The sequence below is a fragment of the Chryseobacterium sp. SIMBA_038 genome, from assembly GCF_046535115.1.
Taxonomy (GTDB): domain Bacteria; phylum Bacteroidota; class Bacteroidia; order Flavobacteriales; family Weeksellaceae; genus Chryseobacterium.
The window spans coordinates 1-256 of sequence record NZ_JAWRXH010000289.1 but is presented as its reverse complement, the minus strand read 5'-3'; the positions used below and the strand labels follow the sequence as shown (position 1 = coordinate 256).

The 256-nt window shown below is 34.4% G+C and carries 1 protein-coding gene; it reads left to right on the top strand.

The features are described 5' to 3' along the window. Positions 1-54 precede the first annotated feature (54 nt). A partial coding sequence (locus tag SB689_RS23600; protein ID WP_410694473.1) for a hypothetical protein occupies positions 55-256 on the top strand: 202 nt, incomplete at its 3' end.

Genomic DNA, 256 nt, shown 5'->3' with positions numbered 1-256 from the left:
ATTCTTAAATTACAGCTTGCTGATAGGGTAAATATTACAAATAAATAAAAGAAAATGATCAACAAGGTAACTCGATACACAATTGTTTTTTTCTTGGCTGCCATCCTTTTTTCCTGTTCAACAACAAAAAAGGCTGTTGATATCGGATATTTAGACAAGAAGACAGATTCACTTTACACAGAAATTCAACGTATAGGCCTAGAAGCCACCAAAAAGAATAATGTTCCCGGTGTAGCCATTGCAGTGATCCAAAATG